Origin of the sequence: Amycolatopsis saalfeldensis (assembly GCF_900110575.1) — a bacterium.
Classification (GTDB): domain Bacteria; phylum Actinomycetota; class Actinomycetes; order Mycobacteriales; family Pseudonocardiaceae; genus Amycolatopsis; species Amycolatopsis saalfeldensis.
Genome location: NZ_FOEF01000002.1, coordinates 464,291 through 489,937, shown reverse-complemented (window position 1 = coordinate 489,937; position 25,647 = coordinate 464,291). Strand labels below are relative to the sequence as shown.

At 71.4% G+C, this 25,647-nt stretch carries 24 protein-coding genes; 13 read left to right on the top strand and 11 right to left on the bottom strand.

Features of this window, described 5'->3' with window-relative positions; translation table 11 throughout:
• Nucleotides 1-41: 41 nt before the first annotated feature.
• From BMY97_RS06395 to BMY97_RS06380, 4 genes are all read right to left on the bottom strand, one after another.
• Nucleotides 42-4,349: a GH92 family glycosyl hydrolase gene (locus BMY97_RS06395; protein ID WP_091613881.1), complete on the bottom strand. Its 4,308-nt coding sequence runs from the start codon at nucleotides 4,347-4,349 to the stop codon at nucleotides 42-44.
• A 168-nt stretch (nucleotides 4,350-4,517) separates the two neighbouring features.
• Nucleotides 4,518-4,772 (bottom strand): hypothetical protein, encoded by a 255-nt coding sequence (locus BMY97_RS06390; RefSeq protein WP_143086136.1) that lies wholly within the window; start codon nucleotides 4,770-4,772, stop codon nucleotides 4,518-4,520.
• Between the two features lie 14 nt (nucleotides 4,773-4,786).
• Nucleotides 4,787-5,158: a hypothetical protein gene (locus tag BMY97_RS06385; RefSeq protein ID WP_091613875.1), complete on the bottom strand. Its 372-nt coding sequence runs from the start codon at nucleotides 5,156-5,158 to the stop codon at nucleotides 4,787-4,789.
• A gap of 78 nt (nucleotides 5,159-5,236) precedes the next feature.
• Nucleotides 5,237-5,644, bottom strand: a complete 408-nt coding sequence (locus BMY97_RS06380; protein ID WP_091613872.1) for a DUF6924 domain-containing protein — start codon at nucleotides 5,642-5,644, stop codon at nucleotides 5,237-5,239.
• 52 nt (nucleotides 5,645-5,696) lie between these two features.
• Between BMY97_RS06380 and BMY97_RS06375 the strand changes: the two genes are divergently transcribed.
• Nucleotides 5,697-6,359: a class I SAM-dependent methyltransferase gene (locus BMY97_RS06375; protein ID WP_091613869.1), complete on the top strand. Its 663-nt coding sequence runs from the start codon at nucleotides 5,697-5,699 to the stop codon at nucleotides 6,357-6,359.
• Between the two features lies 1 nt (nucleotide 6,360).
• The gene (locus BMY97_RS06370; RefSeq protein ID WP_091613866.1) at nucleotides 6,361-6,702 is read left to right on the top strand and encodes a hypothetical protein; all 342 of its coding nucleotides are present in this window, start codon (nucleotides 6,361-6,363) and stop codon (nucleotides 6,700-6,702) included.
• A gap of 6 nt (nucleotides 6,703-6,708) precedes the next feature.
• Here the strand turns inward: BMY97_RS06370 and BMY97_RS06365 are convergent, their stop codons facing one another.
• Nucleotides 6,709-8,049, bottom strand: a complete 1,341-nt coding sequence (locus tag BMY97_RS06365) for a M20/M25/M40 family metallo-hydrolase (protein ID WP_091613863.1) — start codon at nucleotides 8,047-8,049, stop codon at nucleotides 6,709-6,711.
• Entirely contained in the window at nucleotides 8,042-8,869 is an 828-nt protein-coding gene (locus BMY97_RS06360; protein WP_091613861.1) for a M55 family metallopeptidase, read from the bottom strand. The genes BMY97_RS06365 and BMY97_RS06360 overlap by 8 nt, the downstream gene beginning before the upstream one ends.
• Before the next feature lie 255 nt (nucleotides 8,870-9,124).
• Here BMY97_RS06360 and BMY97_RS06355 point away from each other — a divergent pair, with 255 nt between their 5' ends.
• The 5 genes from BMY97_RS06355 to mptB all read left to right on the top strand — a co-directional run bounded on the left by BMY97_RS06355 (nucleotide 9,125) and on the right by mptB (nucleotide 16,212).
• The gene (locus BMY97_RS06355) at nucleotides 9,125-10,900 is read left to right on the top strand and encodes an ABC transporter substrate-binding protein (protein WP_091614609.1); all 1,776 of its coding nucleotides are present in this window, start codon (nucleotides 9,125-9,127) and stop codon (nucleotides 10,898-10,900) included.
• Between the two features lie 6 nt (nucleotides 10,901-10,906).
• A complete protein-coding gene (locus BMY97_RS06350) occupies nucleotides 10,907-11,935 on the top strand; it encodes an ABC transporter permease (protein ID WP_091613858.1) in 1,029 nt (342 codons plus the stop codon).
• Nucleotides 11,932-12,846: an ABC transporter permease gene (locus BMY97_RS06345; protein ID WP_091613855.1), complete on the top strand. Its 915-nt coding sequence runs from the start codon at nucleotides 11,932-11,934 to the stop codon at nucleotides 12,844-12,846. The genes BMY97_RS06350 and BMY97_RS06345 overlap by 4 nt, the downstream gene beginning before the upstream one ends.
• Nucleotides 12,843-14,495, top strand: coding sequence for a nickel ABC transporter ATP-binding protein NikE (gene nikE / locus BMY97_RS06340; protein WP_091613853.1), 1,653 nt, complete (start codon nucleotides 12,843-12,845; stop codon nucleotides 14,493-14,495). The genes BMY97_RS06345 and nikE overlap by 4 nt, the downstream gene beginning before the upstream one ends.
• A gap of 151 nt (nucleotides 14,496-14,646) precedes the next feature.
• Entirely contained in the window at nucleotides 14,647-16,212 is a 1,566-nt protein-coding gene (gene mptB, locus BMY97_RS06335; protein ID WP_091613850.1) for a polyprenol phosphomannose-dependent alpha 1,6 mannosyltransferase MptB, read from the top strand.
• Nucleotides 16,213-16,237: 25 nt separating this feature from the next.
• Here the strand turns inward: mptB and BMY97_RS06330 are convergent, their stop codons facing one another.
• Nucleotides 16,238-16,804, bottom strand: coding sequence for a TetR/AcrR family transcriptional regulator (locus BMY97_RS06330; protein WP_091613847.1), 567 nt, complete (start codon nucleotides 16,802-16,804; stop codon nucleotides 16,238-16,240).
• Nucleotides 16,805-16,904: 100 nt separating this feature from the next.
• Between BMY97_RS06330 and BMY97_RS06325 the strand changes: the two genes are divergently transcribed.
• Nucleotides 16,905-17,828 (top strand): NmrA family NAD(P)-binding protein, encoded by a 924-nt coding sequence (locus BMY97_RS06325; protein ID WP_091613844.1) that lies wholly within the window; start codon nucleotides 16,905-16,907, stop codon nucleotides 17,826-17,828.
• 5 nt (nucleotides 17,829-17,833) lie between these two features.
• On the opposite strand, the gene BMY97_RS06320 is transcribed toward BMY97_RS06325, so the two are convergent.
• The 4 genes from BMY97_RS06320 to BMY97_RS06305 are packed head-to-tail and all read right to left on the bottom strand — an operon-like array spanning nucleotide 17,834 to nucleotide 21,813.
• Complete coding sequence (locus tag BMY97_RS06320; protein WP_143086135.1) at nucleotides 17,834-18,499, bottom strand: hypothetical protein; 666 nt, start codon at nucleotides 18,497-18,499, stop codon at nucleotides 17,834-17,836.
• Between the two features lie 45 nt (nucleotides 18,500-18,544).
• On the bottom strand, nucleotides 18,545-18,958 hold the full coding sequence (locus BMY97_RS06315) for a TIGR03668 family PPOX class F420-dependent oxidoreductase (protein WP_177231208.1): 414 nt from the start codon (nucleotides 18,956-18,958) through the stop codon (nucleotides 18,545-18,547).
• 15 nt (nucleotides 18,959-18,973) lie between these two features.
• Complete coding sequence (locus tag BMY97_RS06310; RefSeq protein ID WP_091613838.1) at nucleotides 18,974-19,873, bottom strand: S66 peptidase family protein; 900 nt, start codon at nucleotides 19,871-19,873, stop codon at nucleotides 18,974-18,976.
• Entirely contained in the window at nucleotides 19,870-21,813 is a 1,944-nt protein-coding gene (locus tag BMY97_RS06305) for a prolyl oligopeptidase family serine peptidase (RefSeq protein WP_091613835.1), read from the bottom strand. The genes BMY97_RS06310 and BMY97_RS06305 overlap by 4 nt, the downstream gene beginning before the upstream one ends.
• Nucleotides 21,814-21,932: 119 nt before the next feature.
• Between BMY97_RS06305 and BMY97_RS06300 the strand changes: the two genes are divergently transcribed.
• The 5 genes from BMY97_RS06300 to BMY97_RS06280 all read left to right on the top strand — a co-directional run bounded on the left by BMY97_RS06300 (nucleotide 21,933) and on the right by BMY97_RS06280 (nucleotide 25,585).
• Nucleotides 21,933-22,508, top strand: a complete 576-nt coding sequence (locus tag BMY97_RS06300; protein ID WP_091613832.1) for a DUF3090 domain-containing protein — start codon at nucleotides 21,933-21,935, stop codon at nucleotides 22,506-22,508.
• Nucleotides 22,509-22,516: 8 nt separating this feature from the next.
• The gene (locus BMY97_RS06295; RefSeq protein WP_091613830.1) at nucleotides 22,517-23,323 is read left to right on the top strand and encodes an SCO1664 family protein; all 807 of its coding nucleotides are present in this window, start codon (nucleotides 22,517-22,519) and stop codon (nucleotides 23,321-23,323) included.
• Entirely contained in the window at nucleotides 23,320-24,201 is an 882-nt protein-coding gene (locus BMY97_RS06290) for an aminoglycoside phosphotransferase family protein (RefSeq protein WP_245787209.1), read from the top strand. The genes BMY97_RS06295 and BMY97_RS06290 overlap by 4 nt, the downstream gene beginning before the upstream one ends.
• Nucleotides 24,202-24,252: 51 nt before the next feature.
• Nucleotides 24,253-25,059, top strand: coding sequence for a DUF3097 domain-containing protein (locus BMY97_RS06285; RefSeq protein ID WP_091613824.1), 807 nt, complete (start codon nucleotides 24,253-24,255; stop codon nucleotides 25,057-25,059).
• A 91-nt stretch (nucleotides 25,060-25,150) separates the two neighbouring features.
• Nucleotides 25,151-25,585 (top strand): NfeD family protein, encoded by a 435-nt coding sequence (locus BMY97_RS06280; protein WP_091613821.1) that lies wholly within the window; start codon nucleotides 25,151-25,153, stop codon nucleotides 25,583-25,585.
• Nucleotides 25,586-25,647: the final 62 nt, after the last annotated feature.

The following is a 25,647-nucleotide window of genomic DNA, read 5'->3' as shown; positions in this document are numbered from 1 at the left end:
CCCTCCCGGGATCGGGAAGGGGCCACCGTTGGTTCAGCCGGTTACGGCTTCGCGCACTGACCCGCGGACGGGCCGCGGACCGTGTTCGCGAGGGTGTTGTCGGTCGGCGCCGGGGTGTTGCCGGTGCAGGCCAGGGGGCCGCCGACGGTGCTGCTCGCCAGCACCGTCGAGTGGTTGCCCACCAGGGTCGCCGGGCCGCCGATGGTGGTCAGCTCGATCGACACCGAACCCGTGGTGCCCGTGATGGCCACCGGGCCCGACACCTTCGTGCGGTTCAGCACCACCTGCGCCGCGCCGGTCGACGACAACGGGCCCGAGATCGAGCCGCCGCGGACCACCAGCGAAGCGCCGCCCGACACCGTGACCGGGCCGGACACCGTCGCGCCGTTGAGGCACACCGTGCCGCTCGACACCGTCAGCGGGCCGTTCTGCACCCCCGTCAGCGTCTTCGTGCACGACGCGTCGGGGCGGCCCAGCAGCTCGAACTCCGCCAGCGACGCCGTCCCGCCGGTGGTCGCGGTGACCTCCAGCCGGTAGTAGGCGTAGTGCGCCGGGTTCTTCACCGCGAACGCGCGGGTCTGCTGCCGCCACGAGAAGGCCTGGTCGGTCTGCTGGTCGGCGACCGCCCACGTCTTCCCGTCGTAGGAGCCCTTCAGCACCCAGCTCTTCGGATCGCCCGCGCCCTTCGGCGAGGTCAGCGTGTAGTGCGTGACCGCCTCGTCCGTCGAGTTCAGCTGGTACTGCACCGCTCCGGTCACCTTCGCCTCGGTGGCCGAGGTGTTGTCCACCAGGGCCTTGGCGTCGGAACCGTCCGAAGTGGACAGCGTGCCCCTGCCCGGACCGATCTCGTCGTGCAGCGGCGTCGGGGGAGTGTCGCCCGTGGTGATCGACTTCGGCGCGTCGTTCGGGCCGGTGCCCCACTTCGACGGGTTCGGGCCCATGTCGAAGTCCAGCGTGCCGCCGTGGGCCAGCAGGTCCTGCGGCAGCGACGTCGAGGTGTAGGCCTTGCCGTTGACCTTCAGGCCCTGCACGTAGACGTTCTTCGCCTTGTTCTTCGGCGCGTTGATCACCAGGTCGCCACCGGGCAGGTGCACGGTCGCCTTGGTGAACAGCGGCGACCCGATCGCGTAGTTCGGGCTGCCCATCTGCAACGGGTAGAAGCCCAGTGCGCCGAACACGTACCACGCGGACATCTCGCCGTTGTCCTCGTCGCCCGCGTAGCCCTGGCCCAGCTCGCTGCCGGTGTAGAGCCGCGAGAGCGCCTCACGCACCTTCGCCTGCGTCTTCGACGGCTGACCCGCGTAGTCGTACATGTAGAGCAGGTGGTGCGAGGGCTGGTTGGAGTGGCCGTACTGGCCCATCCGCACGTCCCGCGCCTCGCGCATCTCGTGGATCGCGCCACCGTAGGAGCCGGGGAAGTTCGCGGTCTCCTGGTCGGCGAAGAACTGGTCCAGCTTGTTCGCCAGCTTGTCCTTGCCGCCGTAGAGGTCCGCCAGGCCCTGACCGTCCTGCGGCACCGTGAAGGCCATGTTCCAGCCGTCGGTCTCGGTGTAGTCCCCGCCCCACACGCGCGGGTCGTAGTCGGCCTTGGACTTGGTGAACTGGCCGTTCGCGTCCTTGCCCTGGAAGAACCCGACGCTCGGGTCGAACAGGTTCACGTACTGCTGCGCGCGGCTGGTGAAGTACTGGTAGTTCTCCTGGTACTCCGCCTTCTTCGGGTCGGTCGCCGGCGCCTGGTCGTACAGCTTCTTCGACAGGTTCGCGATGCCGAAGTCGTTGACGTAGCCCTCCATCGCCCACGAGAAGCCCTCACCGGTCGAGTTCGGCGTGTAGCCGAGGAAGATCGACTGGTCCAGCCCCTTGCGCCCGACCGCCGAGTTCGGCGGCGTCACGGTGGCGTTCTTGACCGCCGCCTCGTAGGCCGACTTGACGTCGAAGTTCGTCACGCCCTTGAGGTAGGCGTCGGCGAACGCGACGTCGGAGCTCGTGCCCGTCATCAGGTCCGCGTAACCGGGGGAGGACCAGCGGGCGATCCACCCGGCGTCGCGGTACTGCTGCACGAAGCCGTCGACCATCTTCCCGGCCATGTCCGGCGTGAGCAGCGAGTACGCCGGCCAGGTGGTGCGGTAGGTGTCCCAGAACCCGTTGTTCACATAGGTCTGGCCGTCGACGACCTTCGAGCCTGTCTGCGTCGCGGTGTCCGCGCCCGCCTTCGGCGACACGGGACTGGCGTACTTGTACACCGGCTTGTCGGCGGTGCCGGTGTTCTCGAAGCCCTCGTTCGGGTAGAGGAACAGGCGGTAGAGGTTCGAGTACAGCGTTTCCAGCTGGTCCTTCGACGCGCCCTGCACCTCGATCACGCCGAGCTGCTTGTCCCACGCCTGCTGCGCGGCGTCACGCGCCTGGTCGAACGAAACGTTCGGCCCGGCCTCCATCGCCAGGTTCTTCTTCGCCTGGTCCACGCTCAGCAGCGAGGTCGCGATCCGCATCGTCACGGTCTTGTCCGCGCCCGCGTCGAACCGCATATACCCGGTGACGTTGTCCCGGCCCTGCCCGGTCAGCTTCGCACCGGCCGTCACCGGCTTGTCGAAGGTGGCGTAGACGAACATCCGCCCCGCGCCCGCCGAAAGGCCGCTCTTCGCGTCCGTGTACCCGCTCAGGGTGCCCGTGGCCGGGTCGAGGGTGAGCCCGCCGGAGTTGTTGACGTTGTCGAAGATCAGGCTGGAGTCGTTGCCCGGGAAGGAGAACCGCATGACCGCCGCGTGATCGGTCGGCGCGATCTCGGTCTTGATCCCGTTCTGGAACGTGACCCCGTAGTAGTGCGCCCGCGCGACCTCGTCGTCGTGCTTGAACGCCAGCGCCCGCGCGTTGCGGTCCGCGTCCGGCACCCCGGCCGCCGCCGACGGCATCACCTGGAAGCTCTGCCGGTCACCCATCCACGGGCTCGGCTCGTGGCTCACGCTGAACGCCTGCAACGCGGGCAGGTTGTCGGTGTTGTTCTGCGAGTGGTAGTTGTACAGCCAGCTCGCCGACCCGGCGTCGGTCACCGGCGTCCAGAAGTTGAAGCCGTGCGGCACCGCGGTCGCCGGGAAGTTGTTGCCCCGCGAGAAGGTGCTGTTCGCGAGCGTCCCGCGCGTGGTGAGCACGTTGTCGCTCGGGCGGGTGCTGGCCGGCGGCGTCGGCGTGGCCGAGACCTTCACGTCGTCCAGCCAGCCTTGGAACGTGCCCGGGCCGTTCGGGTTGTCGTAGCCCACCAGGATCCGGGCGATCGTCTTGCCCTGCGCGGCCGTGCCGATCGCCGAGCGCACCAGGTTCCACTGGTTGGCGTAGAGCACCTTGCTCGCGCCCTGCCCCTGCGGCGAAAGCGGGAACCCGTACTGGTCCGTCGCGCCCAGCGAGCTGAGGTACGTGCCGTCGGTGAAGGCCAGGTCGATCGCGACGTTCGTGCTCGGGTACTTCAGGTCGCCGGTGACGAACTGCGGCTGCACCTTGTACGAGAGCTCGGTGGAGGCCACCACCGGGATGTTCACGTCGAAGATCTTGTTGTACGACCAGCCGTGCCCGGCGACGGTCTGGCTGCCGGAGTAGCGGAACGCCTTCTTGCCGGTGAAGCCCACCCGGTTCTTGTTCGTGTACCCGCTGGTGGGGCCGGAATCGACGAAGCTGCGCATGTTCGGCAGCGGCGGCGGGGCCGGATCGTCGTTGGCCAGCAACAGCTCCGAGAGCTGCAGCGCGGTGTCCCCGTGGTTGCGGGTGACGTTCAGCCGGTAGTACTTGAACGGCGCGCTCGGGGCCGCCAGCTTGTAGTCCTTCTGCTGGAGGCGGTTCTCGAACGTCTGCCCGGACTGCTTGTCCAGGTCCGTCCACGACTTCGCGTCGCTCGAGCCCTGCAGCGTCCAGTCCTGCGGGTCGCGGCCGGCGAAGTCGTTGGCCGAGCTGATCGCGTAGTGCGTGATCAGCGTCGGCTCCGACAGGGTCACCTGCGCCCACGCGGCGGGGTCCCACGAAAGCCACTTGGTGTCGGTGGTGCCGTCGACCAGGTTGGCCGCGACCTCACCGCCGTCGGTGTTCTCGCTGCTCGCGGTCACGTCGGTCACCTTGCCGCGGATGTCACCCGGGATCGCGGTGCCGTTCGCCCCGTTGACGCCGGACGCCCGCGGCTTGCCCGCCGCGTCGGTGTCAACGGTGTCCTGCCACGTCGGCTGCGGGTCGCTCGGCTCGAACGACGAGGAGAAGTCCGGTGGGGCGGCCGCCTCGGCGGTGGCCGCGGTGACCGGCAGGGCGGCCAGTCCGGCCGCCGCCACCACCGCGACCAGCACGGCGTGGACGGGTCTGGCGCTTCGGGGCATCGTTGCTCCCAGCTTGTCGGGACGGTCTTCACGCGCCCGCGCACACCGGACACCCGGCGGCGGCGCGCGGCAAGCGAAACCCGCGTGTGACATCGATGTCAAGTCCGGGACGGCAACCTGGCCGGAAACAGACAACGCCGGACGTAACCGGGCTGGTGCGCCCGGCCGCTACCCGCCGATCTTCGTCGTCCGGCGAGCGGGGCCGTTCGCGCTCCGGGGAACGACCGGGACCACGCCGATGGCGCTCAGGACGGCCACGAAGCCGTTCTCGATCTGGGTGCCGGTGCTCGGCCAGTAACCGGGCGTCTCGCACACGTACTGGTCGCAGACCTCCGGCGGCGGACCGGCGCAGCCGGTGGCGACCAGGGCGACAACGGCGGCGAGGGCGGCCAGGCGGAACCGGGACACGGCAAGGCCTTTCACTGGGCTGGTCCTCATCACGCGGCCTGCGCGGAACGCCGGGTGCCGGAGGCGACCAGCACCATCACCCCGATCGCCAGCAGGATCGCGACCACGGCCTGGTAGTAGCCGGTCGTCACGCTGACCACCGCGCTCACGGCGCCCACCGTCTCCATGCACAGGGCGAGCCCGCGCGCCCACGAACGCCGGGTCAGCAACCCCGCGGCGAGCGCGACGAGGATCGCGATCAGGGGGTTGACCACGATCACCAGCCACACCGAACCGTCGACGTCCTGGCCGTGGCCGAGGCGGTCGCTGATCGTCAGCACCTGCACGACCCAGATCCCGAGCGACGCCACGGCCTGCGCGAACATGATCACCTGCGCGATCCTGAGCTGCCTTCCGGCCACTGATCCGCTCCTTCCCGGGGACGACTTGCGGGCAGGCTAGCCGCGGCCGCCGGGACCCCTCCCCGGCCGGGAAGCGGCTCAGCCGCCGAACCCGCGGTAGACGCCGTCCGCGCCGGCCGCGGAAGTGAACTCCGCCCAGTCCATATTGGCCAGCGAGATGTTGTTCTCCACCGACCACAGCTGCGCCGGGATCACCCGCAGCTGCCCGTTCTCCCGGGGGCTCACTCGCACGACCAGCAGCGGCAGCTCCGGCGACGCGAGCGCGGCCCGGTCGGCGAGCACGAGCAGCGCCCACTCCGGGGCCAGCGCGACCAGCTGCCCGGCGCTCGCGTCCCGGTACGCCGGGTCCTCGACCACGTGCAGGTTCGCCAGGAAACCCTCCTCGCTCGGGGTCCGGACGGCTTCGAGGACGGCGTCCCACGCGTCCTGGTCGGTGAAGTCCGTGCGGATCAGCAGGCTGGTGTGAATGTCAGGTAGGCGCTCCATATGCCCTATCGAACTCCCGGCGCCCGCCGCCTGTCCCCGGTATAAGGGAACAATGCCCGAAGATCCGAGCGACCCCGATGTCGAAGCCCGCCGGCGAGCCGAGACGGCGCTGGCCGCCGGGGATCCCAGCGGGTGGTTCGAACCGTTGTACGCCGCGGCGGAGGCCGGGGACGCCGTGCTGCCGTGGTTCCGCGGGGAGCCGTGCCTCGAACTGGCGGCGTGGGCGCGGGACAACCCCGGCGACGGCAAGCGCGCGCTCGTGGTCGGCTGCGGCATGGGCGACGACGCCGAGCTGCTCGCCGAAAGCGGCTACGACACCGCGGCGTTCGACGTCTCGCCCAGCGCGATCAAGGCCGTGCTCAACCGCTTCCCGGACACCCGCGTCGCCTACCGCACCGCGGACCTGCTCGACCCGCCCCCGGAATGGCGCCACGCGTTCGACCTCGTCGTCGAAATCCTCACTGTGCAGTCGTTGCCGAAGAACGTGCGCGGCACTGCCATCGGGTCGGTCTCGGGTTTCGTCGCCCCCGGCGGCCTCGCTCTCGTCAGCGCGGTCGCCGAGGAGAGCATCGACCTGACCACCTGGGCCGGCCCGCCCTGGCCGCTCAACGGCGCCGAAGTCGAGTCCTTCGCCCGTGACGGTGTCGCCGCCCGATCCCTCGACCGCATCCGCGACGGCCGCCGCTGGTGGGCCGAGTTCACCCGGGAGGCCTGACATGACGGGAAATCCGGTCGACCGCTGGCTCAGCGGGACCAAGCTGGCCTCCGGGGGTGCCGATCGGCTGACCAAGATGCAGCTGGCCACCCAGCTGGGTCACGACGTGCCGCCGGAGGTGCTCAGCCAATGGGGACACGAGATCGTGATCGCCCGCCGCGTCGTGGACCAGTCGGAACCGGCGTTCATCGCCGAGGCCCGCCGCCAGGGCTGGTCCTGGGAGCGGATCGCGGACCGGCTCGGCCTGCCCGCCGCCGAAGCCGCCGAACAACGCCAGACCGTGCTCGAAGCCGAGCTGACCCGCACCCATCCGCGGAACCTGCCCGGCGCCTGGCGCCCCTGAACGACCTCAGCAAGACTCCAGGAACCGCTTCAGCACCCGCGTGCCGAAGCGCAGCCCCTCCACCGGCACGCGCTCGTCCACGCCGTGCGCCATCGCGCGGTACGGGAAGCCCGGCGGCAGCCACAGGGGAGCGAAGCCGTAACAGGCCATGCCCAGCTTCGTGAACGCCTTCGCGTCCGTTCCGCCGCCCATGCAGTACGGCACCACCACCGCGTCCGGGTCCTCCGCGCGCAGCGCGGCCGCCATCGCGTCGAACCACGGGGAGTCCACCGGCGCCTGCACCGGTGGCTGGTGCGCGACGAACTCGCGCGTCACCCCGGGGCCGAGCAGCCCGTCCAGCTCCGCGAACAGCTCGTCCTCCGCGCCCGGCAGCACCCGCACGTCCACCTGCGCGGTCGCCGTCGACGGGATCACGTTCACCTTGTAGCCGGCGGACAGCATCGTCGGCGTGGTGCTGTTGCGGACCGTCGGCACCACCAGCGAACCCGCCGGGCCGAGCCGCGCGACCGTCGCGTCCACCGCCTCGCCCGAGGACAGGTCCACCGGCACGCCCAGCGCCTCACCGGTGCGTTCCAGGAACGCCCGCACCGTCGGCGTCAGCCGCACCGGCCACCGGTGCGCGGCGATCCGCTGCAGCGCGCCGACGAGCATCGTCACGGCGTTCTCGTCGTTGGGCCGCGAACCGTGCCCGGCCCGCCCGCGCGCGGTCAGCCGCAGGTGCGCCGTGCCGCGCTCCGCCGTCCCGACCGGGTACAGCCGCACGGTCCGGCCGTCGGCGGCCGGCACGTGATAGGTGTAGCCGCCGGATTCGCTGATCGACGCGGCGCAGCCCTCGAAGAACTCCGGGTGCGCCTCGACCAGCCAGTGCGCCCCGAAATCGCCCTTGTCCTCCTCGTCGGCCACGAACGCCAGCACCAGGTCCCGGCGCGGCCGCAGCCCCGACGCGACGGCCGTGAGCACCATCGCGCAGAAGTCCTTCATGTCCACCGCGCCGCGGCCCCAGAGGAACCCGTCGCGCACCTCGCCGGAGAACGGCGGCACCGACCAGTCCGCCGCGTCGGCCGGCACCACGTCCAGATGGCCCTGCACCAGCAGCCCGGGCAGTGACGGGTCGGTGCCCGGGATCCGCGCGAGCACGTTCGCCCGCCCCGGCGCCGATTCCACGATCTTCGCCGGAACCCCCTGGCGCTCCAGGAACTGCGCGACGTACTCCGCCGCGTCCCGTTCGCCTTCCGCGTCGCCGCCACCGCGGTTGGTCGTGTCGAACCGGATCAGGTCCGCGCACAACGCCACCACGTCCGCACCGACAGTGCCCTCGGCCGGGGAGTCCACTGTGGAGTCAGCCATAAATGCCCTGCACCGCCCCGGCCGCGATGGCCGTGACCACCTTGAACGCCTTCATCGCCTCGGTCATGCTCGGCGCGTCGAACCCGATCCGGCGGGTGCCGATCTGCTCCACCGTCGGGATCACCGCGGTCGCCTGCGCCAGATGGCTCGCGTCGAACTCGACCTCGATCCGGTGCCGCCCCGGCGCCCGCTCCACCCGGCCCGCCAGCGCCATCGACTCCGCCGCGCCCGCCTTCAGCAGGTCCGCGGTGCGGGCCGGCGGCAGGCAGATCGCCGCGTACCGGCTCACGCACTCCTTGACCTGGACCAGTTCGGCCTCGGGGGAGTAGTCCCGCGCGTCCTCGCAGGTCCGGTCGTCGCCGCTGACCAGCAGCACCGGCACGCCGTACTCGCCGGCCATCGCCGCGTTCAGCCGGCCCTCGCTGGCCGGCACGTCGTCGAGCCACACCCCGGTGATCTGGTTCTCCAGATAGGTGTGCGACAGCACGCCGTCGAACCCCGCGCCCGCGTGGTAGCCGAGGAAGACGACACCCTCGACGCCGGAATCGATGCCCTGCATCATCGACAGCGGCTTGTGCCGCCCGGTGAGCATCCGCGCCCGCGGGTCCAGCTCCTCCAGCAGCAGATTCCGCTGTGAGGAATGCGCCTCGTTGACCAGCACGTCGGTCGCGCCGGCCTCGAACAGCCCCGCCAGCACCGCGTTGACGTCGCCGGTGAACAGGCGCCGGAACCGCTGCCACTGCCCGGTGCCCGGCACGACGTCGTCGGTCCAGGTGACGCCGGTGGCGCCTTCCATGTCCGCCGAGATCATGATCCGCATGCGGGGCACTCTAGTCATCCTACGTCCGGCCTGTCGCGGCACTCCGAAGGTCACGTAGGGTCACCGCGCACGGTGCATAACGATCGAGCACGCACCGTCGCCGCAACATATTGCGCGCTTGCGTCGGTATGTGGTTACTTTTCGGCCTTGGGGTGGCTCGGGGCTAGACGATGGGGTGGTCTACAAGTGCGGATCAAGCACGTTCAATCCGGGGTGAGCCGCGTGATCGCGGTTTTGACGGCGGGGACACTGGTGATGCTGCCGCTGGCGGGCACCGCCGCCGCGCAGCAGCCGGCGCACCAGCAGCAGCCCGCGCAGCCGAAGGTGCTGCGGGTCGCGCTGACCACCGGGATCGACCACCTGAACCCGTTCACCGCGTCACTCGCGGCGTCCACCCAGGTCGGCCGGTTCATCTACGAGTTCCTCACCATCCCGTCCGCCGACAAGGCCGAGGCCTCGCCCGCGCTGGCCGAATCGTGGACGACCTCGCCGGACAAGCTGACCTGGACGTTCAAGATCCGCCAGAACGCCAAGTGGACCGACGGGCAGCCGGTCACCGCGAAGGACGCGGCGTTCACGTTCAACCGGATGCTCACCGACGAGACCGCGCGCACCGCGAACGGCAACTACGTCGCCAACTTCCAGACCGTGACCGCGCCCGACGACAGCACGCTGGTGATCAAGACCAAGGCCGTGCAGTCCAGCATGGCCCTGCTCGACGTGCCGATCGTGCCCGAGCACGTGTGGGCGCCGATCAAGGACCTGAACGACCCGAAGACCGACGACCTGTCGGTGGTCGGCGTCAGCGACGGGCCCTACCAGCTCACCGAGTACAAGCAGAACGAGTACCTGAAGTTCAAGGCCAACAAGGACTACTGGCGCGGCGCGCCGAAGGTCGACGAGCTGCAGCTGCTGATCTTCAAGGACGTCGAGTCCGCGGTGAACGCCCTCAAGCAGGGTGAGGTCGACGTGATCAACCGGCTCACCCCGACCCAGTTCGACGCTCTGCAGGGCCAGCCGAACATCGCCACCAACAAGGCGCCCGGCCGCCGCTACAACGAGATCAACCTCAACTTCGGCGTCGAGAACAACGAGAACAAGCCGATCGGCAACGGCAACCCGGCGCTGAAGGACATCCGGCTGCGCAAGGCGATCGTCCAGGCCATCGACCCGAAGACCATCGTGGACAAGGTGATGGGCGGCTACGGCCAGCTCGGCGGCGGCGTCATCCCGCCGATCTACTCCACCTACCACTGGGACCCGCCGGCCGGCGAGGCGACGAAGTTCGACATCGCCGCCGCCAACACCGCGCTCGACCAGGCCGGCTACGTCAAGGGCAAGGACGGCGTCCGCGTCGCCCCCGGCGGCGCACGCCTCGAGCTGCGCCTCACCGGCCACGCGAACCGGCCGTTCGACCAGCGCACCGCCCAGTACGTCAGCGGCTGGCTGCACGACATCGGCATCTCGGTCAAGCAGGAGCTGGTCTCCGACGAGGAGCTGAACGACCGCACCAACGCGGGCAACTACGACCTCGCCATCTCCGGCTACGCCACCAACCCGGACCCGGACTACGCGCTGGCCCTGCACACCTGCGCCGGCCGCCCGAACGCCGAGGGCAAGGGCGCCACCACCGACACGTTCTTCTGCGACCAGCAGTACGACGCCCTCTACGCCCAGCAGCTGACCACCACCGACCCGGCCACCCGCGCCGGCTACGTCAAGCAGGCCCAGGCGCGGCTCTACAGCCAGGCCGTGAACGTCGTCCTCGACTACGACAACTCGCTCGAGGCCTACCGCTCCGACAAGTTCTCCAGCTTCACCAAGCAGCCCCAGCCCGACGGCGCGATCCTCGAGCAGACCGGCTACTGGGGCGTCTACGGCGCCGTCCCGGCCGGTGCCGAGGCCGCGGCCGACAGCGGCGGCTCGAACACCGTGCTGTGGATCGTGATCGGCGTCGTCGTGGTGATCGTGCTCGTCGGCGGCGGCGTGCTGATCGGCCGCCGCGGCAAGTCCGCGGACGACCGGGAGTAGCACCTCTTGTCCCAGGCATTCACCTCCGGCCAGGCCTCGGCGCTCGTCGACCCCGACGAGCGCCGGGGCGGGACCGGCACCCTCCGGTTCGTCCTCACCAAGGTCGCCGAAGCGGCCGCCAGCATCGTGCTGGTGATCGTGCTCGGGTTCTTCCTGTTCCGGCTGCTGCCGGGCGACCCCGTGGCGTTCATGGTCCGCGAACGGCCAACCGACCCCGGCCAGATCGCCGAACTACGCCAGCAGCTCGGCATCGACAAGCCCGTGCTCGCCCAGTTCGGCAACTACTTCGCCGGCCTGTTCCGCGGCGACTTCGGCACCTCCTACATCGAGCGCCGCCCGGTGCTCGACATGATCGGCGAACGGCTCTGGCCCACCGTGCTGCTCGTCGGCAGCGCGACCGTGCTGGCCGTCGCGCTCGGCCTGTGGCTCGGCATCCGCGCCGCGTGGAAGCGCGACAGCTTCTTCGACCGCGCCCAGACCGGCATCGCGCTCACCCTGTGGTCGGTCCCGCAGTTCTGGCTCGGCCTGCTGCTGCTGGTCGTCACCAACGGGGTGTTCCCCAGCCGCGGCATGCACTCCCCGGACGCCGGGCCCGGCTTCTTCGCCCAGGGCCTCGACGTCCTGCACCACCTGGTCCTGCCGTGCGTCACGCTGCTCGCGGTGTTCTACGCCCAGTACATGCTGGTGATGCGGTCCTCGCTGCTGGGGGAGATGAACTCCGACTACCTCACCACCGCCCGCGCCAAGGGCCTGCGGGAGGACCTGGTCCGCCGCCACCACGCCGTGCCGAACGCGCTGCTGCCCACCGTGACCCTGGTGTTCATGCAGTTCGGCATGGTCGTCTCCGGCGCCGTCACGGTCGAGGCCGTGTTCAGCTGGCCCGGCCTCGGGCAGCTGACCTACGACGCCCTCCACGGCCCCGATCTGCCGGTGCTGCAAGGGGTTTTCGTCGTCCTCGCCGGCGCCGTCGTCCTGATGAACATGCTCGCGGAACTGCTCTACCGCGTGCTCGACCCGAGGGTGCGTACCGCATGACCGCGCCAGCACCCGCCGAGAGCGCCCGCGCCATCGCGTGGCGCCGCCGCCGCGCCGGCATCGCCCGCACCTGGCACGAGTTCGCCACGCAGAAGGCCGCGCTCACCGGGCTGTGCCTCTTGGCGCTCACCGTCCTGCTCGCCTTGCTGCTGCCGGTGATCAGCGACTCCGACGGCCTCGACGTCACCAAGGCCACCGGCCACCCGCTCAGCCCGCCGGACGGGCAGTTCTGGCTCGGCACCGACATCGACGGCCGCTCGGTGCTGCTGATGACGTTGTGGGGCACCAGGATCTCGCTGCTCGTCGGGTTCTCCGCCACCGTGCTCAGCGTGCTGATCGGCACCGTCATCGGCGTCACCGCCGCGCACTTCGGCGGCTGGGTCTCCACCGTCCTGCTGCGCTTCACCGACTTCTTCCTCGTGCTCCCGTCACTGGTGCTCGCCATCGCGCTGTCCGCGGTGCTGCCCCAGGGCGTGTGGACGATCATCGTCGCCATCGGCCTCACCGCCTGGCCCAGCACCGCCCGGCTGGTGCGCGCCCAGACCCTCACCATCGAGAGCCGCCCGTACATCGAGCGCTCCCGCGCGCTCGGCGGCGGCCACCTGCACGTGGTCGGCAAACACGTGCTGCCCGGCGTGATGCCGCTCGTGCTCGCCAACACCACCCTGGTGGTCGGCAACTCGATCATCGCGGACGCGACCCTGTCGTTCCTCGGCGTCGGCGACCCCACCTCCATCTCCTGGGGCGCCATGCTCGAGACCGCGCTCAACAACGGCGCCGTCAGCCGAGGCGCCTGGTGGAACCTGCTCCCGCCGGGTATCGCGATCGTGCTCGTCGTCCTGTTCTTCACCCTGGTCGGCCGCGGGCTGGAGACGGTGCTGAACCCGAGGCTCAAAGGACAACACTCGTGACCGCCCTGCTCGAACTCAAGAACCTCGGCGTCACCTACACCACCGGCGGCGGTGACGTGCCCGCCGTGCGCGGCGTCGACCTGCGCCTCGACCCCGGTGACACCCTCGGCGTCGCGGGGGAGTCCGGCTCCGGCAAGTCCACCGTCGCGATGAGCGTGCTGCGATTGCTGCCGCGCAGCGCCAAGATCACCGGCGAGATCCTGCTCGACGGCGAAGACGTCACCGAGATGCGCTGGGGACGGCTGCGCGCCGTCCGCTGGGCCGAGGCGTCGGTGGTGTTCCAGGGCGCCATGCACGCGCTCAACCCGGTCCACCGCGTCGGCGAGCAGATCGCCGAGCCGATCCGGCTGCACCCGCCCGAAGGCAAGGCCCCCACCGAGGCCCAGGTCCAGGCCCGCGTCGCCGAACTGCTCGAACAGGTCGACCTGCCCCGCTCCCGCGCCGGCGCGTACCCGCACGAGCTGTCCGGCGGGCAGAAACAGCGCGTGATGATCGCGATGGCGCTGGCCTGCTCGCCCCGCCTGGTCATCGCCGACGAGCCCACCACCGCGCTCGACGTGATCGTCCAGGCCCAGGTCCTCGACCTGATGTCACGCCTGGTCGCCGAGCAGGACATCGGGCTGATCATGATCAGCCACGACCTGTCCGTGCTCGCCGCCACCTGCCGCCGCATCGCCGTGATGTACGACGGGCAGGTGGTCGAGGAACAGCCCAGCGCCGAACTGATGTCTTCACCCCGGCACGAGCACAGCCGCGCGCTCGCGGCCGCGTTCCCCACCGTCGGCGACCCGGTGTCCCGCTTCGCCCCGGCCACCAGCACCCCGCTGCCGCCCGAGCCCGAAAACCGGGCCGGCGACGACGGGTCACCACTGCTGGAAGCCGAAGACCTGCACGTCACCTTCCGCGACCGCACGGGCAAGCGCATCCACGCCGTCGACGGGGTGGACCTCGCCGTGCGGCGCGACGAGATCGTCGCGCTCGTCGGCCAGTCCGGCTCCGGCAAGACCACCCTCGCCCGCACCCTGCTCGGCCTCCAGAAAGCCGACTCCGGCGCCGTCCGCCACGACGGCAAGCCCATCCCCGCGGGCGGCGACGGCCTGCGCGCCTACCGCCGCCAGGTCCAGCTCGTGCTGCAGGACCCGACCAGCGCGCTCAACCCCGCCCACACCGTCTACGAGGCCGTGGCCGAAGGCCCGCGCATCCACGGCCTCACCGACGAGCGCGCGATCGTGGCCCGCGCGCTGGAGGCCGCGGAACTGCGCCCGCCGGAGAAGTTCTTCGACCGGCTCCCGCACGAGCTCTCCGGCGGCCAGCGGCAACGGGTCGTCATCGCCGGCGCGCTCGCTCTGGAACCGTCGGTGGTGGTCGCCGACGAGCCGGTCGCCTCCCTCGACGCCTCCGTGCGCGGGGAGATCCTCGGCCTGCTGCTGCGGCTGCGCCGCGAACTCGGCCTGGCCGGCCTCGTGATCACCCACGACCTGGGGCTGGCCTGGAACATCGCCGACCGCGTCGCGGTGATGTACCGCGGGAAGCTGGTGGAGACCGGTACCGTCGAACAGGTTCTGCTCGACCCCCAGCACGACTACACCAAGTCACTGCTCGCTGCGCTGCCCGGCGGCACGGCCCAGCGCGCCACCACCGGCCCCTGAGCGCACGAAGCGGTTTTTCCGCCGCAGAAAGGCGAAAGCCCGCTTCGCCCCGTTCGCACCCTGATATGGGCGAACACCTGAACGACACCGAAGCCGCGGCGGGAGCCGGGGCATCGGCCAGAAACTCCACCCGGTAATCTCCTGGATCGAAATGGCGACCACCACCGACTCTGCGCAACCGTCCGCGGCGAGCCCGCTGGACGAGCGACTTCTCGTGCCCACGAGGTTCCCGTACCGGACCATCGCGATGGGCACCATCGGCACCACGCTGCTCATGCTCGCCGCCCTCGGCGCGGGCGGCATCCTGATCCGCGACCCCGTCCTCGGGCACGGGCCGCTGTCCTGGATCCGCTACGGCCACGGCCGGGCGCTGGCGAACGCGCTGCTCTACACCGGCTTCGGCCTCGTCGTGTGGGCCTGGGTGCGCCTCGGCCGCTACGTGCTCGCCGGCCGCATCGGCAGCCGCCCCATCCTCATCGCCGCGCTGTGCTGGATGGCGCCGCTGCTCGTGTCGCCGCCGCTGTTCACCCGCGACGTCTTCTCCTACCTCGGCCAGGGCGCCCAGCTGCTGTACGGCCTCGACCCGTACGCCAACGGCCCCGCCGAACTGCACGTGCTGCCGAACGTGGTGCAGAACGTCCACCCGCTCTGGCAGACCACGCCCGCCCCGTACGGGCCGCTGTTCCTGCTGATCTCCAAGTGGATCGTCGCGATCACGCAGGACAACATGATCGCCGGCGTGATACTGACCCGCCTGGTGCTGCTGATCGGGCTCGGCATGACGCTGTGGGCGCTGCCCCGGCTGGTCAAGCACCTCGGCGGCAAGCTGCCGGTGGCGCTGTGGCTCGCGGTCGCCAGCCCGATGATGGTCATCCACCTCTTCGGCGGCCCGCACAACGACCTGATGATGCTCGGCTTCCTCACCATCGGCATGGTCGCCGCGCTCGAGCGCAAGTACGTGGTCGCCGTCCTGCTGATCACCGTCGGCATGCTGATCAAGCCGACCGCCGCCGTGGCGCTGCCGTTCCTCGTCTGGATGTGGGCGGCCCACATGTCCGGCGAGTCGAAGGTGAAGAACTTCTTCAAGGCCGGTGCCGCGTCGGTCGGGCTGTTCGTGCCGGTGTTCGCCGTCGGCACCTGGCTCTCGCTCGGCTCGCTCAACCTCGGCTGGTGGTCCGGGCTCAAGGCCCCGCAGCTGATCGCGAACTGGCTCAACTTCCCGACCGGCATCGGCGAGGCCGTCTACAACCTCGTGCACCTGGTCGCGAACGTGCAGCCCTCGCCGTTCGTCACGGTCACCCGCGCCATCGCCATGGTCGGCCTGGCCGCCTTCGGCATCCGCCAATGGTGGCTCGCCCGCGGCGGCGGCAAGGAAGCCGTCTTCCGCGCCGCGATCACCATGCTGGCCGTCGCCATCCTCATGCCGCCCACCCTGCCGTGGTACCTGACCTGGGGCTTCGTCCTCTTCTCGGCATTCGGCTGGCAGCGACGGCACCTCTCGGTCGTGGTCGCCGTATCGGTCTTCGTCACCCTCGTCTACTACCCGACGGGGGAGCAGGCCCTCTACGACTGGTGGTTCATCGCCATCGTCGTGCTGGTGAGCCTGTACGCGGCCGCCTCCCTGCTGCGCCCCGACCCGCTCGGCCTGATCGCCGCCTGGCGCAAACCCGGCGAGGAATTCCTGCCCGAGAAGACCCCGGCGCCGGCCGGCGACTGAGCACCGTCAGCCGCTCCATCGAGGCTTACTGCTGCGGGCTCAGCCCCGCCACGGCCAGCCCGAACAACCGGTCCGCGCGCGCGGCCGGATCGGCGTGGTGCTCCGTCGCCAGCACCACGCCGACGGCCAGCGTGATCAGGTCCGAGACCGTGACACCGGCCGTCACCGCGCCGTCCCGCACCGCGCGGCTCAGCAGCGCGCCCGCCGCCTCCTCCAGCGCCATCGAGCAGGAATTCTCGTGCACTGATTCGGGCTCGACGCCCTCGTAGGACAGCGCGGCCGCCAGACCCCGGGCCGAGACGCAGTACGCGACGACGTCGCCCAGCCAGTCCAGCAACGACTCCCGGCTGTCGCCGTGACCGGTCAGCTCCTGGGCGCGTACGCACAGGGCCTCGATCCGGGTGCGGGAAACCGCCTCCACCAGCGCACGGCGGGTGGGGAAGTGCCGACGCACCGTCGCCGAGCCGACTCCCGCCGTGCGGGCGATCTGTTCCAGCGAGGCACCGGCCCCGTGGACGGCGACCTCCGCCTCGGCCACCGCGAGGATGCGCGTGTAGTTGCGCCGGGCGTCGGCGCGCTGATGGTCGGACATGGTCGGCTCCCGGAGGGTTGCTAAGTGGCGGGCCCCGCCGTATCGTAGCGGAACAGAAACGGCGGACCCCGCCACTTATGCATCGGCACCGAGGAGCACCATGTCCACAGAGTCCGCGCCCGTCCTCGTCACCGGCGCCACCGGACGGCAGGGCGGCGCCACCGCCCGCGCGCTGCTCGCGGCCGGAGTCCCGGTCCGCGCCCTGGTGCGCGACCCGGCCACCGCCCGGGCGAAGGCCGTCGAGGCGCTCGGCGCCGAACTGGTCACCGGCGACCTGCTCGACCGCGATTCCGTGACCCGCGCCGCCAAGGGCGCCCGCGCCGTGTTCTCCGTCCAGATGCCCCGCTTCACCGAAGAAGGCGTCGATTTCGACGGCGAGGTGACCCAGGGCGTCAACCTCGTCGAGGGCGCGAAAGCCGCCGGGGTGCCGCAGTTCGTGCACACCTCCGTCAGCGGCGCCGGCCAGCACACCGAAGCACCCGGCTGGGCCGAGGGCCGCTGGGCTTCGATGGAAGGCACGCTGGGCGCCAAGGCCGCGATCCAGGACCGGGTCCGCGCCGCCGGATTCCCGCACTGGACACTGCTCAAGCCGGCCTTCTTCATGGAGAACTTCTTGCCCTCCATGCGTTTCCTGTTCCCACGCGGCGTCGAGGGCGGTCTCGTCAGCGTCGTCAAGCCCGCTACCCGGCTGTCCCTGATCGCGGTCGAGGACATCGGCACCGCGGCCGCCGCGGCCATCGCCGACCCGGCACGATTCGACGGCGTCGAGCTGGAACTGGCCGGCGACCATCGCTCGGTGGCGGAGATCGCCGAGACCCTTTCCCTTGCGCTGGGCCGGGAACTGCCCGCGCCGGACCTGACCGAGGAGGAGGCCCTCGCCGCCGGAATGCCCGCCATGGGCGCCTCCCACGAGTGGCTGAACGTGGTCGGCCAGCCGGCCCGCCCCCAGCTCGCACGGGACCTCGGCCTCCCGCTCACCAGCTTCGAAACCTGGGCGCGGCAACACATGCGCGCGGACGCCTGAAACCACTAGTCCTTGGCGAACGCCGCGCTGTAGACCGGAGCAACCTTGTTCAGCAGGGCCAGCTGCGTCTTCGGCCCGCTCGACTCGGGGTCCTTCGTGGTAAGTGCCGTGACACGGTTCCCGTGGGCCAGCACCATGACGCACCGGACGAGCGTCTTGCTGCCCTCGTAGCCCGCGCAGAAGCCGTACTGTGCGTCGGCTTTCTCCGCTGGAGTGAACTCTGTCAGCACGACGTAGCCGGCGTCCTCGATCGTCACCCGGTGACAGGCGAGCGCCTGCTTGACCCCGTCCACGACCTGGGTGCCGGTCAAGCCGTCGTACTCCGCGATGAGCTGCCACACCTCACCACCCGGCCCGAAAGCCCGAGATTGCTCACCACGCTTCGCCGCCGCGTCCCACGGCTGGGCGGCGCCGCACGCGTTCACCAGCCGCAGCGGTGTCGTCGAGCCGATGATGTAGGGCAACGGCTGCTGGCTCTGGTCCAGACCGAGCCCGGTCACCTCGGCGTCGCTCGGCATGAACGTCGCGAGATCCTTCAACACAGGCGTCGCGGACGACACCGGGGTACTGCTCGACGGCGGGGCCGGGGCCGCCGTCGTGGCCCCACCTGCCCCGCTCCCGCAGCCCGCGAGCAGCAGGGCCAGACCTGAGAACAACACCGCTCTGCGCATGATCCCCCTCGTTCCGAGGGGTGATCGCCGGATACCGCGCGAGCGTTACGAGCCGGCCCACCCGCGCCAGGAGCGCACCAGCGTCGACACCACGGCGTGCTCCGGCGGGTGGGCCGCGTACTGCTGGTACTTCGCGGCCAGCCATCGCAGCGGCTCCGCGCGGTCGGTCTCGTCCAGGACGCGGGCGACGCCGTCAGCGCGGGCCCACCACAGGCGGGACCAGTCCTCGGCGTATTCGTCGACCAGGAAGCACACCGCCGGGTTCGCCGCGATGTTCGCCAGGCGCCGCAACGCCGTCGTGGTCTTCGGCTTGTGGTCCACGGCGAACACGACCGCGTCGCCGTGCACCGCGAACGTCACCGGGACCAGGTGGGGCACACCGTCCGCGCCGGCTGTCGCGAGCCGCGCCACGCGGGCGGAGGAGAAGCGGGCCCGGGTGTCCTCGGCAGACAGTCGCATACCCGCACCGTAGCGTCAGGCCAGCGCGGGGGAGTCCAGCGCCAGCGTGCCCAGCTCGACGTCCAGCGACGCCCGCGCGCCCAGCGGCACCGTCGGCGACGACGCCACGTGCCCGAACCCGAAGTCGCCCAGCATCGGCACCTCCAGCGGGGCCAGCCGCTCCAGCAGCAGCGACCGGATCTCCGCCGGGTCCCCGCAGGCGGCCCACGAGCCCAGCACCACCCCGCGCACGCCGTCGAACCAGCCCGCGCGCAGCAGCTGCGTCAGCATCCGGTCCAGCCGGTACACGCTCTCGGTCACGTCCTCCAGCAGCACGATCCCGTCCCGCGCCGAGCCCTGCTCCGCCGTCCCGATCCCCGCCGCCAGCAGCGAAAGGTTCCCGCCGACCAGCACCCCCGACGCCCGGCCCGGCACCAGCACGTCCGGCTCCGCGGTCCGCAGCACCCGGTGCCGCTCCGGCTCGAACAGCGTGCGCCGCAGGTGCTCCGCGGCGAACGCGTCGAACAGGACGCTCGCCGGCATCGGCGAGAACAGCGTGTCGAGTCCTAAATGGACCGAGACGGCGCGGTGCAGCGCCGTCACGTCGCTCGACCCCGCCAGCACCTTCGGCCCGGCCTCGCGCAACGCCGGCCAGTCCACCAGGTCCAGCATCCGCTGCGCGCCGTAACCGCCGCGGGCGGCCAGCACGCACTTCACCTCCGGGTCCAGCCACGCCTCGGTGAGCTCCGCCGCGCGGTCCGCGTCCGGCGCCGACAGGTAGCCCGACGCGGAAGCCCGCACGGACGCGCCCACCCGGACCTTCAGCCCCCAGCCGCGCAGCACCGGCAGCGCCGCCTCCAGCAGATCCGCCGGGACCGGGCCGGACGGCGCCACCAGCGCGAGCGTGTCCCCGGCGCTCAGCCGCGGCGGTCTCACCGGGAGAGCTCCAGCTTCGCCACACCCGGCGTCGGGAACCCGAACACCTGCCCGTAGAACGACAGCTCCGCCTCCAGCGCCGCGATGATCGTCCCGGCCTTGCGGAACCCGTGCTGCTCACCCTCGAACCGCAGGTACGCGTAGTCGACGCCGCGCCCGGCCAGCCCGGCGACGAACCGGTCGGCCTGCTCCGGCGGGCAGATCTCGTCCTCCAGCCCCTGGAGGAACAGCACCGGCCCGGCCAGCGAGCCCGCGTGCGTCATCGGCGAGCGCTCCCGGTACCGCTCCAGCGTCTCGGGGTACGGCCCGACCAGGCTGTGCAGGTACTGCGACTCGAAGTCGTGGGTCTCGCCGCCGGCACCGGTCCACGTGGCCAGGTCGAGGATCGGGAACTTCACCGTCGCCGCGGCGTACGTCGTGGTCATCGTGATCGACGCGGCCGAGGTGAACCCGCCCGCGCTGCCGCCCCGGATCGCCAGGCGCGCGCCGTCGGCGATGCCCTCGGCCACCAGCGCCTCGGCCACCGCCACGCAGTCGCCGACGTCCACCACGCCCCACTGCTCGCGCAGCCGCTCCCGGAACACCCGCCCGTAGCCGGTCGAGCCGCCGTAGTTCACCGCGACCACGCCGATGCCACGGCTGGTGAAGTACGCGAAATCCAGGTCCAGCGAAGGATCGGAGCTGCCGGTCGGCCCGCCGTGCACGTGGACCAGGAACGGCGGCCGCTCACCTTCGGGCGCGGTGAAGCCCGGGTTGGCCGGCGGGAACACGAACGCCGGGATCGCCGAGCCGTCGGGCGCGGTGAACACCCGCTCCTCGGGCACCGGCAGGTACTCCGGCGCGGGCAGGTCCGCCGGCTGCGGTGTCAGCTCGGCCCACGTTCCGGCCGTCAGGTCCACGCTCACCACCGCGCGCTCACGCCGCGTGCCGGCCGCGAGGCCGGCCACCCCGCCGTCGACCACGGCCAGCCCGGACGCCGACCAGCTGGTCAGCTCCCCGGCCACGGCTTCGACGGGCGTCACCGAGCCGTCGCGCTCGTCCAGCACGGCCAGCCGCCCGGCGTCCAGCACCGCGTGCCGCCCGCCGCCGAGCGGGGTGAACCAGCGCAGGCCGAGCTTCCACAGCGGGCCGCCCAGCTCCGACGCCACCGGGGCCAGGTTGACCACCGAGCCGTCGAGCCCGACCCGGTGCAGGTTCCACCAGCCGTCCGGGTCCAGCAGCGCGAGCAGCCGGTCCGGCGACTCCCACTCCAGCTGGCACACCGCGACGTCCGCGCCGCCGGCCAGCACCCTGGCCTCGCCGAACGTGCCGTCCGCCGCGACCGGCGCGACGAACAGCTCCGTGCCGTCCCACGGCATCGCCGGGTGGTCCCACGCCAGCCACGCCGCGTGCGCGCCGTCCGGCGACAGCTGCGGCGCGGTGAAGAAACGGTGCCCGTCGACCAGGACGCGCTCGGCACCGGTCACGGAGATCGCGACGAGCGCGCGTTCGATGTCGGTGCGCCGCGGGCCGGTGCTGGTCTCCCGCACCGCCCAGACCTCGCCGTCGGGTCCGGGCCGCAGGTCGCCGTAACGGACTCCTTGCGGCTGCGCGGGTTCCGGCGTCAGCGCCGTGGTCTCCCCGGTGGCCAGGCTGTGCGCGTACACCCGCTGATCGGCCCAATGCGTGAAGACGACGGCCTCACCGGTCACCTGCCACGGCCGGCCGCCGTACTCGTGCACCCGGTTGCGGACGTTCCACGGCGCGGGCAGCACGTCTTCCACACCGCCGTCGGCGGTCCGGCGAACCAGCGCGACGCGGCCGCCCTCCGCGGGCCGCGCCTCGGCCCACCACAGCTCGTCGCCGACCCGGTCGAGCCACGACGCGCCGCGCCCGGCCGCCGCTGCGTCCGCGGCCGAGACGGGTGAGGTCCATGTTCCATAAGGTGAGAGCTCAGGCACCCGAAGAGCCTAACGGCGATCCGCAGCGTGGCCGCACACGCACGCAGCGCGGTGAAATCCCGGTCAACCAGGGGCGGCGGATGCCGATCATGCCCGCGTGGCTTAGGGTCGTAAGCGCTATGTCTCGCGTAATCCACGTCTTCCGCAAGCCCGACCGGTTCGTCGCCGGGACCGTCGGCGAGCCCGGTGATCGCACGTTCTACCTCCAGGCGTCGGAGGACGTCCGGACGATCAGCGTGACGATCGAAAAACAGCAGGTCGTCGTCCTCGCCGAGCGCCTGAGCGCGCTGCTCGAGGAAGTCGCCAGCCGCTTCGGCGCCGACGTCCCCGACGACGTGCCCGAGGACCAGGTCGACGTCGCGCCGCTGACCGTGCCGGTCGAGGAGGAGTTCCGCGTCGGCACCATGGGCCTCGGCTGGGACGCCGACTCCGGCGCCGTCGTCGTCGAGCTGCTCGCGATCACCGAGGGCGAGGTCGACGAGACCGTCGTCCTCGACGACACCGAGGAAGGCCCCGACGCCGTCCGCGTGTTCCTCACCCCCGTGACCGCGCGCGCCTTCGCCGAGCGGGCCGACCGCGTCGTCAACGCCGGCCGCAAACCGTGCCCGCTGTGCGCCGAGCCGCTCGACCCGGCCGGCCACATCTGCCCCCGGCAGAACGGCTACCGCCGCGACGTCGACGTGACCGAGGACTGAGGCCGCCCGTGGCGAGCAGCCCACCCGGACCGGCCGACCCCGCCGCCCGCGAATTCGTCACGCACGGCCGCATCGACGTCGAAGGCCGCCTCGTGGACGCGTCCAACGTGACCCTGTTCTGCGCGATCGAGCTGGCCGGCGTCACCGGCCGGGTGGTGTACAAGCCGGTCTCGGGGGAGCGGCCGCTGTGGGACTTCCCGGACGGCACGCTCGCCGGCCGTGAGGTCGCCACCGCGATGGTCTCCGACGTCTCCGGCCTCGGCGCGATCCCGCCGACCGTGCTCCGCGAGGGCCCGTTCGGCCCCGGCATGGTCCAGCTCTGGGTCGAGACGGGGGAGGACGAGGTCGTCGACGTCTGCGCGCCCGAGGACGTCCCGGACGGCTGGCGCACCGTGCTGCACGCCCACGACCGCCTCGGCGACCCCGCGGTCCTCGCGCACGCCGACCACCCCGGCATGCGGGAGCTGGCGGCGCTCGACATCGTGGTCAACAACACCGACCGCAAGGGCGGCCACCTGCTGGCCGGCACCGACGGCCGGGTCTACGGCGTGGACCACGGCATCTGCCTGCACACCGACCCGAAGCTGCGCACCGTGCTGTGGGGCTGGATCGGCGAGCCGGTCCCGGACGAGGCGGTCGAGAAGCTGCGCAAGCTGCGGTCCGAGCTGGACGGCAAGCTCGGCGCGGACCTCGGCGAGCACCTCACGGCGTTCGAGATCCGCGCGCTCAGCCAGCGCACCGACCTCCTGCTGGCCGAAGGGGTCTTCCCTGAACCCGGCGACGACTGGCGCGCCATCCCCTGGCCCCTGTTCTGATGAAGGCGATCCTCGACGACGCGGCCCGAGCCCGTCTCGTCGATCGCTTCGGCCCGCAGGTCGGCCCCTGGTGCGATGCCCTGCCCGCGCTCGTCGCGCGCCTGGCCGAGCGGTGGAGCCTGACTGTCGTCGACGCCCGCCCGGGCAACACCGGCCGCACGCTCCTGTGCCACGGGCCCGAAGGCGAGAGCCGGGTGCTCAAGCTCTGCCCGGACCCGGAGATCTCCACCGGCGAGGCCACCGCGTTGCAGACCTGGGCCGGACTCTCCCGAGTGGTGCAGGTCCTCGCGGTCGACTTCGAGGAAGGCGCCGTACTGCTGGAAGGCCTCGAACCGGGCACCCAGCTGACCGGGCGCGGCGCGGACGTGCCGTGGACCGAGGTGGGCGACCTGCTCGCTCAGCTGCACAGTGTTCGACTACCGAGCGCCCGGTTCCCGTCGCTGGCCACCCGCGTCCGGCTGATGTTCGAGCTGGCCGAACGCCGCCTGCGCGGTTCGGCCGCCGAGCCCCGGCTGCCGCTGGAGCTGCTGCACCACGCCCGGGCCCGCGCCGAAGACCTCGCGACCGGCGGCCCCGTCGCGCTCCTGCACGGCGACCTCCACCCCGGCAACGTCCTCGACGCCGGCCCCGCGCGCGGCATCGTCGCGATCGACCCCCGGCCATGCCTGGGCGACCCGGCCTTCGACGGCGTCGACTGGGCGCTGCTGCCGATGGCCGCGGGCGCCACCCTCGACGAAGGCGTCGCGAAGCTCCCCGGCCTCGACGCCGATCGGGTCCGCGCCTGGTGTGCCGCGCTCGCGCCGCTCGTGGCCATGGCCCCGCTCCGGGCGGGCGCGCCGACGCCGTTCACCGAAGCCCTACTGGAGATGGCGCGCTGACCGGCGTGGCGCCAGGACGCGGCCACCCCGGCACCACTAGCTTTTCCCACCGTGCGCTCCCATTCGTATGACGACGTGCTGTCGGGCCCGCGGAAGCGGAAGGTGCCCGAGGTGCCGGCGGAACCCGGCCTGGTGGTCGAAGACCCGGCCAGCGGCTACTGCGGCGCGGTGGTGAAGATCGAGTACGGCAACGTCGTCCTCGAAGACGCGCGCGGCCGGCACCGGGTGTTCCCGCTCGCCCCGGCGGCGTTCCTGCTCGAAGGCAAGCCGGTCACCTTGATCCCGGTGAAGAGGACCGCCGCGCCGGTGAAGAAGGTGTCCGCGTCCGGGTCGGTGAAGGTGCAGGGCCTGCAAGCCCGCGTCGCGCGCGACTCCCGGATCTGGGTCGAGGGCAAGCACGACGCCGAGCTGGTCGAGCGCGTGTGGGGCCACGACCTGCGGGTCGAAGGCGTGGTCGTGGAACCGCTCGACGGCGTCGACGTCCTGTCCGACCGCATCGCCGAGTTCGGCACCGGCCCCGGGCGGCGGCTCGGCGTGCTCGTCGACCACCTGGTCGCGGGGAGTAAGGAATCCCGCCTCGTCGAGCAGGTCCGCGACGAGCAGGTGCTGGTCACGGGCCACCCGTACATCGACATCTGGCAGGCCGTGAAACCTTCCGCCGTCGGCATCCGCGCCTGGCCGGAGATCCCTCGGGGGATCGAGTGGAAAGTCGGCATCTGCGACGCGCTGGGCTGGGGAGAGACCTACGAAGGCTGGCAGCGCGTGCTGGCCGCGGTGAGCAGTTTCCGGGACCTCGAGACGCCGCTCATCGGCGCCGTCGAGCGGCTCATCGACTTCGTCACCGAGCCGGCGGAGTAGCGCGAGTATGTCCCTTTTGTCCAAGGTCACGCGTCGGTCACGTCGGGTCACTTGCCCGGTGCGAACCGGCGCGATCTGAGAGCATGAGGTCATGGCAGCGGCTCTGATCTGGCTGATCATCGGCATCGTCCTGATGATCGCCGAAGTGCTTTCCGGTGACTTCGTCCTGATCATGCTCGGGGTCGCCGCGCTGCTCGGGGCGGGCTCCGAAGCGCTCACCGGAAACCTGTTCATCGACGTCGCGGTGTTCGCCGTCAGCTCGGTCGGGCTGATCGTGCTCGCGCGCCCCGCCCTCAAGCGCCGCTTCCTCGCCGGCTCCCACATCGCCACCGGCATCGACGCGCTGGTGGGCGTCCGCGCCGTGGTCGTGTCCACAGTGGACTACGACGCCGGCCAGGTGAAGATCGGCGGCGAGGTCTGGTCCGCCCGCGCCGTGCACGAGGCCCAGGCGCCGATCGCGCCCGGCACCAGCGTCACCGTCGTCGAGATCTCCGGCGCCACCGCGGTGGTGGACCTGCCCGCGTGAGCAGCAGAACGTCCAGGAAAACGGTACTAGGTAAGGGGAAAAGCTCTTGTCGACAATAGCGA

Coding starts and splice junctions, on each gene's coding strand:
- BMY97_RS06395 (WP_091613881.1), bottom strand. CDS start 4,349: ATGCCCCGAAGCGCCAGACCCGTCCACGCCGTGCTGGTCGCGGTGGTG.
- BMY97_RS06380 (WP_091613872.1), bottom strand. CDS start 5,644: ATGGAGCGCCTACCTGACATTCACACCAGCCTGCTGATCCGCACGGAC.
- BMY97_RS06375 (WP_091613869.1), top strand. CDS start 5,697: ATGCCCGAAGATCCGAGCGACCCCGATGTCGAAGCCCGCCGGCGAGCC.
- BMY97_RS06370 (WP_091613866.1), top strand. CDS start 6,361: ATGACGGGAAATCCGGTCGACCGCTGGCTCAGCGGGACCAAGCTGGCC.
- BMY97_RS06365 (WP_091613863.1), bottom strand. CDS start 8,049: ATGGCTGACTCCACAGTGGACTCCCCGGCCGAGGGCACTGTCGGTGCG.
- BMY97_RS06360 (WP_091613861.1), bottom strand. CDS start 8,869: ATGCGGATCATGATCTCGGCGGACATGGAAGGCGCCACCGGCGTCACC.
- BMY97_RS06355 (WP_091614609.1), top strand. CDS start 9,125: ATGCTGCCGCTGGCGGGCACCGCCGCCGCGCAGCAGCCGGCGCACCAG.
- BMY97_RS06345 (WP_091613855.1), top strand. CDS start 11,932: ATGACCGCGCCAGCACCCGCCGAGAGCGCCCGCGCCATCGCGTGGCGC.
- mptB (WP_091613850.1), top strand. CDS start 14,647: ATGGCGACCACCACCGACTCTGCGCAACCGTCCGCGGCGAGCCCGCTG.
- BMY97_RS06330 (WP_091613847.1), bottom strand. CDS start 16,804: ATGTCCGACCATCAGCGCGCCGACGCCCGGCGCAACTACACGCGCATC.
- BMY97_RS06325 (WP_091613844.1), top strand. CDS start 16,905: ATGTCCACAGAGTCCGCGCCCGTCCTCGTCACCGGCGCCACCGGACGG.
- BMY97_RS06320 (WP_143086135.1), bottom strand. CDS start 18,499: ATGCGCAGAGCGGTGTTGTTCTCAGGTCTGGCCCTGCTGCTCGCGGGC.
- BMY97_RS06315 (WP_177231208.1), bottom strand. CDS start 18,958: ATGCGACTGTCTGCCGAGGACACCCGGGCCCGCTTCTCCTCCGCCCGC.
- BMY97_RS06300 (WP_091613832.1), top strand. CDS start 21,933: ATGTCTCGCGTAATCCACGTCTTCCGCAAGCCCGACCGGTTCGTCGCC.
- BMY97_RS06280 (WP_091613821.1), top strand. CDS start 25,151: ATGGCAGCGGCTCTGATCTGGCTGATCATCGGCATCGTCCTGATGATC.